The organism is Kamptonema animale CS-326, from assembly GCF_028330895.1.
GTDB lineage: Bacteria > Cyanobacteriota > Cyanobacteriia > Cyanobacteriales > Microcoleaceae > Kamptonema > Kamptonema formosum.
Genome location: NZ_JAQMUA010000184.1, coordinates 1 through 9,666 on the forward strand (window position 1 = coordinate 1; position 9,666 = coordinate 9,666).

The 9,666-nt window shown below is 43.7% G+C and carries 7 protein-coding genes; 6 read left to right on the top strand and 1 reads right to left on the bottom strand.

The window, feature by feature from the left end; all coding sequences use genetic code 11:
• The first annotated feature begins 358 nt into the window (after positions 1-358).
• The 4 genes from smc (at position 359) to PN499_RS10840 (ending at position 5,998) form a co-directional block, all read left to right on the top strand.
• On the top strand, positions 359-4,129 hold the full coding sequence (smc, locus tag PN499_RS10825; RefSeq protein WP_272031870.1) for a chromosome segregation protein SMC: 3,771 nt from the start codon (positions 359-361) through the stop codon (positions 4,127-4,129).
• Positions 4,130-4,196: 67 nt separating this feature from the next.
• Entirely contained in the window at positions 4,197-5,189 is a 993-nt protein-coding gene (locus PN499_RS10830; RefSeq protein WP_007354941.1) for a PRC-barrel domain-containing protein, read from the top strand.
• 129 nt (positions 5,190-5,318) lie between these two features.
• Entirely contained in the window at positions 5,319-5,654 is a 336-nt protein-coding gene (locus PN499_RS10835; protein ID WP_272031871.1) for a DUF433 domain-containing protein, read from the top strand.
• Positions 5,651-5,998, top strand: coding sequence for a DUF5615 family PIN-like protein (locus PN499_RS10840; protein WP_272031872.1), 348 nt, complete (start codon positions 5,651-5,653; stop codon positions 5,996-5,998). Before PN499_RS10835 ends, PN499_RS10840 begins: the two co-directional genes overlap by 4 nt.
• Before the next feature lie 62 nt (positions 5,999-6,060).
• Here the strand turns inward: PN499_RS10840 and dacB are convergent, their stop codons facing one another.
• Entirely contained in the window at positions 6,061-7,491 is a 1,431-nt protein-coding gene (dacB, locus tag PN499_RS10845; protein ID WP_272031873.1) for a D-alanyl-D-alanine carboxypeptidase/D-alanyl-D-alanine endopeptidase, read from the bottom strand.
• Positions 7,492-7,663: 172 nt separating this feature from the next.
• On the opposite strand from dacB, the gene PN499_RS10850 reads away from it, so the two are divergent.
• Together PN499_RS10850 and PN499_RS10855 are read left to right on the top strand one after the other, a co-directional pair.
• Positions 7,664-8,083, top strand: coding sequence for a response regulator transcription factor (locus tag PN499_RS10850; RefSeq protein ID WP_272031874.1), 420 nt, complete (start codon positions 7,664-7,666; stop codon positions 8,081-8,083).
• Positions 8,084-8,512: 429 nt separating this feature from the next.
• A complete protein-coding gene (locus PN499_RS10855; protein WP_272031875.1) occupies positions 8,513-9,619 on the top strand; it encodes a hypothetical protein in 1,107 nt (368 codons plus the stop codon).
• The last annotated feature ends 47 nt before the right edge of the window (positions 9,620-9,666 follow it).

The following is a 9,666-nucleotide window of genomic DNA, read 5'->3' on the forward strand; positions in this document are numbered from 1 at the left end:
AATTGGTATGGAATTTTGTCAAGACATTGTTAATGAATTAATGAGAATCAGGCGTAATAAATTACCATTTTTTCAGAGGGGTATGAGGGCTATGTCCTTTATTCTATCTATGTTCTGACGGGGTTGTCACCCCGTGAACTTTTAAACTTAATTAGTCCTCTTCAGAGGACTTGATCTTTGAGACAGGGGTTTTAACCCCGGTCGGACTAAGGGTTTGACCTTAAGTTGACACCAATGGCCGCCACCATCTCCCACCAACACCTGCGGGGTTGAAACATTGTTCATCACCCGGTCTCGTGTGCTACCCTGTGAAGAACGTAATCCAGACTATATCAGAGCCACAGCTAGGCCGAGCATAATGGTTCACATCAAGCGCGTTGAACTCACAAATTTTAAGTCCTTTGGCGGCACAACGGCCATTCCCTTGCTGCCAGGATTTACTGTGGTTTCGGGGCCCAACGGTTCCGGTAAATCCAATATCCTCGATGCTTTGCTATTTTGTTTGGGACTCTCTACCTCCAAAGGGATGCGGGCCGAACGTTTGCCGGATTTGGTCAATAATGCTCAAAATAAGCGCGGTACTGTTGAAGCTAGCGTGACGGCGACTTTTCATTTGGAAGCTGAGGCCGAAAAATGGTTAGCGGATGATGACGAAACGGATCTAAAAGATGAGTTATCGATCGCAGAGAATGAGGAAACGGATGTAACAGATGAGTTATCTGTTGCAGAGGAAGAAAATGATGCGATCGCGACACGCCACGCCGAAGACATCGCAGTTCACGAAAATAACGGACATTCACCACCTGATAACCCAACATTAGAACCCCCCCAACCCCTTGCTAAAGGGGGGAGGAAGCAGTCAAAATTTGCTGAGTGGAGTGTGACTCGTAAGCTGCGGGTAACGAAACAAGGTACTTACACCTCAAATTACTACATCAACGGCGATCCTTGTACGCTGACAGAACTTCACGAACAGTTAAACCGCCTGCGGATTTATCCAGAAGGCTATAATGTCGTACTCCAAGGCGACGTTACTAGCATTATTTCCATGAATGCGAAGGAACGCCGCGAAATTATTGATGAATTGGCGGGTGTGGCGCAATTCGATCGCAAAATAGTTCTAGCTAAAGATAAGTTGGATGAGGTCAAAGGCCATGAAGAGCGATCGCGCATTGTTGAGAAAGAACTAATTACACAACGCGATCGCCTTTCTGCTGACCGCGTGAAAGCTGAAAAATATCAAAAACTGCGTGCGGAACTGCAAGAAAAGTCGCAGTTTGAAGCCGTACTCAAATATCGCCGCCTGCAACAGCAAGAGTGGAAATTGCGCGAACAAATCGAAGCAGGCGATCGCACTTTAACTGACTTAAATAGTCAACTCCAATCCCTCGAAACCCAAATTCAACAAGCAACCGCTGAACTCGATCGATTAAATGCGCGGGTCAAAGCTTTAGGAGAATCGGAACTCATAGCTTTGCAATCAACTTTAGTTACTCAAGAAGCAGAACAACGGCAACTGCTAAACCGCAAGCAAGAACTAGAAACAGCAGCGCAACAAACCGCCGTACAAATAGCACAAACTGACCAACAAATTCGCCAACATCGGCAAACCTTAGAACAGGTAGAGGTAGAAATATCCTATACCAATTCTCAACATGGAATTTTGCAGCAACAGCGGGATGAAGCGCAACGAATTCTCGACCAAAACCGGGAAATTGTGAATGCGATCGCGTCTACTGCTGAAGCTTGGGTGCAGCAGCAAACAGAACTACACCACCAAATAGAAATTCTGCAAAAAACCATCAATCCACAACGCACAGAACAAGCAACGGTAAGAGAACGTGCCGATCAATTGCAGCGGAAAATTCAAGAGCAAAACGAGTCTTTGCAGAATTTAGAACAGGAAGTTGCAGATAAACAAACTCAACTCAGCCGCTCGGTTGAAACTAAAGCTTTCGCCTCACTGCAAGTAGAATCTTTAACTCAAATTGTAGCATCTGCCGAACAAGAATTGCAACTACAACAGGAAACTCAAACCCGCCTGCTGGAAGAACAACGGGAAAGACAGCGAAAATTAGATAAGCTAGAAGCGCAAGCTCAAGCTATTCAAGAAACTACTGGAACTGCTGCCACCAAAGTTATAGTTCAAAGTGGCATTAGCGGCATTTGCGGGTTGGTTGCACAATTGGGAAGAGTGGAACCGCGCTATCAGTTAGCCTTGGAAATTGCGGCTGGTGCGCGGATGACAAATATGGTGGTAGATGATGATAGTGTAGCAGCGGCGGCGATTGAAGTTTTGAAAAGAACAAGAGCCGGCAGAATGACGTTTTTGCCGCTGAACAAAATTCGCGGTTCGCGATTTTCTCCCCCCGATGTTTTGCGGCGTGCGGCTGGATTTATTGATGCGGCGGTGAATTTAATTGATTGCGATTCCCGCTATCGAGAAATCTTTGCTTATGTGTTTGGCAATACTGTTGTCTTTGCCAATCTTAGCGATGCTCGTCGTCACTTAGGCATTTACAGAATTGTAACTTTAGATGGGGAAATTTTAGAGACTAGCGGCGCGATGAGTGGCGGTAGTATTGTTACGCGCTCTTCGTTGCATTTTGGCAATGTTGATGCTAGCGATTCTGCGATCGAAACTAGAGTAATTGCATCTTTGCAGGAACGCTTACAAGAAATTGAGCGCATTTTAGAGCGGTGCAAAACTGCGATTGTGCAAGCTGCGGCGGCCGTAAAATCTCACGAGCGAGATTTGGTAGAAGCCAGACAAAATCAGCGAGAAAGTCAGTTAAAATTAGAACAGTTAGAAGCAGAAATCAAGAATTTAACCTGGCAGCAAGAACAGGTTAAAATCCAACTTGCTAAGAATACTCAGGAATTAGCGAATGCGGAAACTCGATTGCAATTGCTGGAGCGAGAATTGCCAGGAAAAGAAACAGAATTACAGCAATATCGCGAAACTTTAGCGCAATTAGAAGAGTCAAATCGCCATAGCGAATGGCAACAAATGCAAACAAATCTCCGCAGTTTAGAAACTAATTTACAAGAGCGAGAATTAGCGCTGCGAAATGACCAGCAACGCTTAGCCGAATTAGGAAATCAAAGCCAGCGCCTACAAGAAAAAATCAAAGATAGCAATAAAAAGTTAGAGGAATATCACCATCAGCAGCTAACAGTAGACAGTCAACAGTTAACTCTGAAAAGTAATTTGTCTACAATTAGCGAACAAATTACCGAAACTAAAGTATTGTTAGCTCAAATAGAGGAAAAGTTGGGTGCAGAAAAAGAAGAGCGCGATCGCGCAGAATCTCACCTCAGAGAGCGCCACCTAGCCAAACAACAGCTAGAATGGCAACTGCAAAAGCTGCAAGAAACTCAACACGAGCGACGCGAACAGTTAACCACTATTCGTACTCAGCTAGAAACCCAGCGGGGAGAATTGCCAGATCCCGCGCCAGAAATTCCCGAACATCTGGAAAAAGTAGATTTAGCCGAATTACAGCAAGAAGTAAAATCCCTAACTAAACGGATTCAAGCCTTAGAACCCGTAAATATGTTAGCCTTGGAAGAATATAATCGCACTCAAGAACGTCTCCAAGAATTGAGTCAAAAATTGGCCACATTAGAAGGAGAACGAACCGAACTTCTACTGAGAATTGAGAATTTTACCACCTTGCGGCGGCGTGCTTTTAAAGAAGCCTTCGACGCAGTTAACGAAAATTTTCAAGTCATTTTTGCCGAACTTTCCGAAGGTGACGGCTATCTCCAGCTAGATGACCCCGAAGATCCCTTTAGCAGCGGCCTGAATCTGGTTGCTCACCCCAAAGGCAAACCCGTACAGCGCTTAGCTTCCATGTCTGGGGGCGAAAAATCCCTGACAGCTCTAAGCTTTATTTTTGCACTGCAACGCTATCGCCCGTCAACCTTCTATGCTTTTGATGAAGTAGATATGTTTTTAGATGGGGCAAATGTGGAGCGATTAGCTAGAATGATCAAAAGACAGGCAGAACAAGCTCAATTTATTGTTGTCAGTTTGCGCCGTCCTATGATTCAATCGGCTGAGCGTACAATTGGCGTAACACAGGCACGGGGAGCTTATACTCAAGTTCTCGGACTGAAATTGTAACCCGGAGTCAAGGTTTAGCGCTGTGTTAAGTAGTATGTATATTTAAGAAATCAGGATTAGAGCTAGAATGACATCTGAACAAATCCGCCAACGCTCCGACCTTCTAGGTACTCAGGTTATCACCCGCGACAGAGGTAAACGCTTAGGGGTGGTGAGCCAATTGTGGGTAGATATTGACCGACGAGAGGTTGTGGCTATCGGCTTGCGAGAGAATATACTGGCGATCGCTGGGATGCCAAAGTTTATGTTTCTCACCAACGTCCGCGAAATTGGTGATGTAATCTTGGTGGAAGACGAAAACGCGATCGAAGACGACGTAGACGTTGAAGCCTACAGCAGCTTAATTAACAGCGAAGTCATTACCGAAACTGGAGAACTTTTAGGTCGAGTACGGAGTTTTAGGTTCGACGGCGAGACGGGTAAACTTGTATCTTTAATCATCGCCTCTCTGGGAATCCCCCAAATTCCTGAGCAAATTCTCAGCACTTACGAGCTCCCGATAGAGGAAATAGTCAGCAGCGGGCCTAATCGCCTGATTGTATTTGAAGGATCGGAGGAAAGGCTGCGTCAGCTAACAGTAGGAATTTTAGAGCGTATTGGTCTAGGACAAGCACCTTGGGAGCGCGAGGAAGATGGGTATAGTCTCCCGACAATGATTAGTCCCGCAAATCAATTAGGTACTGGAGAGATAGTTAGACCTGTGGAAAACAGAAGAAAGACTGTTGCGCCAGCGGTTGAGGAAGCTTGGGATGAAGACGAACAATGGCAGAGGCCTGTAGTGCGGCCCCCTGTGCGTCAGCCGCAGCCGGAGCCAATTTATGATGATTATGACGAAGATAATAACTGGGACGACGGAGGGGATTATGAGGAGGAGTATGTAGAGAGGGATTATCCCGCTCCAGTTCGTTCTTTGGAGAAGAAAATGGTCTTGGAGTATGAGGATGATGTGGAGGCGGATGCTTGGGGTGATGATGAATCTCCGAAGCCTTATAAGCCTACGCGGGTGAATATCCCTGAGAAGAAAAAGGCTCCTGAGTATGAGGAGGAATCGGGTTATTAGGCTGTGAAAATTTGCCGCAGGGTGGGCGATAGTCCACCCTACTACGTTTAATTATATCGAGCTATTTAAGTAAATCGCCACTAGGGAAAAATCGTTTTAATTTCATTGATCGCCAAAGAAGTAATAATTATGACACTCACAAAAACTGCTCATAAATATGTAGAAATTGATGCACACAATGTGCCTATCATTGCTGGAACCACTATGAAAGTGGTGGAGTTAGTAACATCTCAATTCACTCACGGTTGGAGTCCTGAAGAATTGCATTTTCAGTATTCTCATTTGAGCCTGAGCCAAATTCACTCAGCATTAGCCTACTACTGGGATAATCAAAAAGAGATGGACGCAGAGATAGAACGGCGATTTAATTATGCTGAAAGGATGCGCTTAGAAGCAGGAGAATCTCCTTTAGTTGCCAAACTGAGAGCACAGGGACTATTAAAGCATAGGGACGCTCAAAAATGAGTGTAGCCCTTTACATGGATGAAAACATCCCTCGCGCAGTTACAAATGGTTTGAGGCTCAGAGCTGTAGATGTTTTGACAGCCCAAGAAGATCGCCGCGAAGGTACGCCTGACCCTATTTTACTTGACCGTGCAGCAGAACTTAACCGAGTTATCTTTACACAAGATGAGGATTTTTTAGCCGAAGCTAAACGCCGTCAGCAGCAGGGGGTAAACTTCGTTGGTGTTATTTACATTCATCACCAGCGTCTGATCTTTGGTGATTGTGTACGCGACTTGGAAATAATTACTAAAGTGAGCAAACTAGAAGATTTCGCAAATCGCGTTCAATACCTACCATTGTAATTAAAATAAAGTGCGATTATCGCAATTTAATTAAATCAAATTCAAAATAAAATTACCCTGACTCAACACCTCTTTAACCTAGTTAATACCAACACAATCTCATCTATCGCTTCTCGCAAATCCCCCGCAGACAAATCAGATTGGTTGATAATAATACTAAAAGCCAACGGCTCGAAATTCGCAACTTCTACATATCCAGACAAGGCCGCAACACCAGTTAAAGTTCCTGTTTTTGCGCGTACAATTCCTTGAGCTGATGTATTATTAAAACGATTCTTCAAAGTACCGCTTTTACCTGCAACTGGCAAAGAATTACGATAAATAGATTTTACTGGCGAATTAGCCATCAATCTCAAAGTTTGCACTAACGCCTCTGGACTAACTAAATTCTGACGGGATAAACCAGAACCATCAGCTAATACATACCCATCAGGATTAACACCTAATTGAGTTAATACTGCTGCTAGTTCCTGCAAACCAAAATCATATTTATTTTTTTGTGGAACAGGTGCAATTTTACCCAGTAATCTTAACAACACCTCAGCATAAATATTAACGCTTTCCTGGTTGGTTTCCCTGACTAAATCCGCCAACGGCGGAGATTCAACTGCTGCTAATTCTTGAGTTTGTGGCGAAGAATTAGATGCAACTAACGCCTGGGTGACAGTAATTCCTTCAGCATTAAGTACCTGGCGAAAGTGTTGAATAAAATTATTAGCTGGATTCACAACCGATACATAAACAGATTCAGACTCAGAACCGAATCTCAAATTTCCCCTAACTCGAATAATGGGTTGCCATAAATCTCTACCGACTTCCACAAACTCCGATTCCTCCTTTGCCACAGTCGCAGAATTATTCTCAATTCGCCACTGATTTGCCTGTGTTACATCCGCAAAGGTAACTCGCAGCGGTTGACCGATAGATTGTGGTGACAATACTAATTTTATCGCATTTTCATTGAAAATTAAACTATTAATTGGCGCTCCGTAGCCTGCTTGCACATCTTCCCATTCCCACTTGGGATTTACTGAATCTCCGGGAAAATAACTATCATCAGCGATCAACTCGCTAACTTGATTAACTCCCCGCTGTTTTAACTGTTTCGCTAAATCTTTTAATTGAGTTTCCCCAATGCTCGGATCGCCTCTTCCTACAATGTATAAACGTCCCTTTTGACTCCCATAAATAGAAGTTATTATCCGAAATTGAGGGCCGAGTTTTTGCAAAGCCGCCGCCGTTGTCAACAATTTTACATTTGAAGCAGGTATGAAATATTGCTGAGCATCTCGACTGTAGAGAGTTGTCGCCGTAGATAAGGTTTGAATCACAATCCCCCAGCGAGAGCGACGAAATTGAGCGCGATTTGCGATCGCATCCACCGCTACACCTAACTGAGCAGGACAAATCTTGTCAGCAGCTTGTGTCTGAGCAACAGCCGTCAGCGGCCACCCTGTGATTACCAGTAACAAACTAATCGCAATTCCTTTCATGTCCTAGTTATCTTTACACCAGAAGCTTGATTACATCTCAGCCTAAAGGTTGAGGGAGCTTAGATTAAATAAGTTTACTATGTTTGTAGGGTATTACCCCCTGTAAGTATAAGTACAGGCAAGTAAACTGAAACAGGGAAACATCAATCCTAAATTTTGAAGGAGCAGGAAAGTGAGCTTAATTCTAATTGCCGACGATCGGCAGAATTGGCGGGATCTAACTCGGCACGCAATGAGAGCAGAGAATTATCGCATATTAGAAGCGAGCAATGGTAGAGAATGTCTAGAGATGATTACCGCTTATCATCCTGACTGTATTATACTTGACATTGAGATGCCGGAAAAAGATGGTTTTGAAGTGCTGGAAACTCTTTTCAATCAATCAATAAAGATTCCCGTAATAGTATATTCATCTGCAATACAAGAAATTACTCGCCTTTATTGCTTGACGATGGGAGCAGCGGCATTTATCAGTAAGCCGGCAACGGACTTAGAACTGCGTAATACTATTAAGACAGTCCTCAGCAAATACAAAACAACAGAGAAGCACAGAGAGGTAAATTCACCTCCACTGGGAGTTTTTCACAGGTGAAATCTTACCCTAATTGTGACTTTGAAGAATTAGTAGGTAGTATTTTGAAAGGACAGAGCAAATATCTTGTAATAGGAGTTAGGCAAAAAGGCTTGTAACGCCCCTTACGTGGTCGCACTAAGTTTTGATGCCTAAGTCCTACTCTACGTTTCTGCAAGCGGCATTTAAAGTTCAGGGGAAGAAAATGAGCTGCCCTTTATGTAGAGAATAACTTGCATATTGGCTGGGAAGATATTGGAGATAATAATTTAAATAAATAATAAATGTTGAATAAAATAAATTTAAAATTAATTCACTTCTTTAGATTGAAAGCAAGATTAATAATCTCGCTCCTCAGACAGAATTTATAGTGGGTAATATTAAGTAAAATTAGATCAATTAAGCACAATTTTTGACCAAGCCGTTAATATAGTTCTGGGAGAAATAACCATGAAGATCCAAGAACAAACTTTAAACAGACCAGCTACATCCACAAGATTGCGCCAGCGCGACAGTATGAGTACAAATCTAGGGATTCTGGTGGCAAGCGTACTCACAACCTTGGGTTTAGCAGGCGGTGGATTCTTGATCTATCAAAAGTTAGAATCTAAGCAGGCACATGACTCGTCATCCTACCAAACTCAGGTCAAAAATAGCAATTCAATTACTCCATCAAATCCATCGCCTGCTGTCCAGAATCCAATCAATTCTGCCGTCCAGCCTGCTTTTGGAGGCAAGGCACAAATCAAAATACTTTCCGTCTATCGGTTAGAAGGCAAACCTGACGAAGTGACTGTAGAAATGCGGATCAATAGAGTTGCGGAGAATAATGTCGAAGCGAGTGATATTATCGATCCAGGTGCTATAGAAGGTCGCAACCCCAACACTAGCGAAACATATACAGCAGTTGACCCTTTTCAGGAAGCCTCAAACCCGATTTCTTTGTCAGAAATGCGTCCAGAGGAAAGAGCGAACGCCTATGTAGTGCTAAAAGTACCGTCAGGGATGAATGCGATCGATATCTTTATTCCGAATGCAGCACTATTTAGAAATATCGCGATCGCCAACTCTAATTCAGTGACGAGTTCAACCAATTCTTTAAGCAAAACGCCTCCTGAACCAGTAAGACAGGTTGCACCCAGCAAAAGCGTTAAATTTGCCAGTAATAGCCAGGGAATTAAATTAGACAAGTTTGCGAGCAAGGCTTACGGGAATAAGGCAAAAATTGAATTACTTTCAGTCAAGCGGATTAAAGATCCCGAAACAGGTAAGCGGGATGTGGTAAATGTGCAAATGCGTATTCGGCGCTTGACGGACGATCGCGCATTTAAGGAAAGCATTAACATTGGCGATACCACTGCTCGCGATCGCCAAACTACCCAAGTCTACAAATCACTAAACCCAGAACAATCAACCGGACAAGTCTTGTTAGGAGAACTCAAACCCAGCGCTTCCGCAGATGCCTATGTGTGGCTGCGCGTACCTGAAGGGGTCAGCGCGATCGACATTTACGTTCCCCAAACTCAGGCATTTCAGAATGTGCCGATCGCTAATTAAGCTTGTCTCTCCCATTATTACTCAACTCTCCTCTTCTCCGTAACGCC

What these genes read in the sequence shown, in the direction of transcription:
- smc (WP_272031870.1), top strand. Translation starts at nt 359, where the DNA reads ATGGTTCACATCAAGCGCGTTGAACTCACAAATTTTAAGTCCTTTGGC.
- PN499_RS10830 (WP_007354941.1), top strand. Translation starts at nt 4,197, where the DNA reads ATGACATCTGAACAAATCCGCCAACGCTCCGACCTTCTAGGTACTCAG.
- PN499_RS10835 (WP_272031871.1), top strand. Translation starts at nt 5,319, where the DNA reads ATGACACTCACAAAAACTGCTCATAAATATGTAGAAATTGATGCACAC.
- PN499_RS10840 (WP_272031872.1), top strand. Translation starts at nt 5,651, where the DNA reads ATGAGTGTAGCCCTTTACATGGATGAAAACATCCCTCGCGCAGTTACA.
- dacB (WP_272031873.1), bottom strand. Translation starts at nt 7,491, where the DNA reads ATGAAAGGAATTGCGATTAGTTTGTTACTGGTAATCACAGGGTGGCCG.
- PN499_RS10855 (WP_272031875.1), top strand. Translation starts at nt 8,513, where the DNA reads ATGAAGATCCAAGAACAAACTTTAAACAGACCAGCTACATCCACAAGA.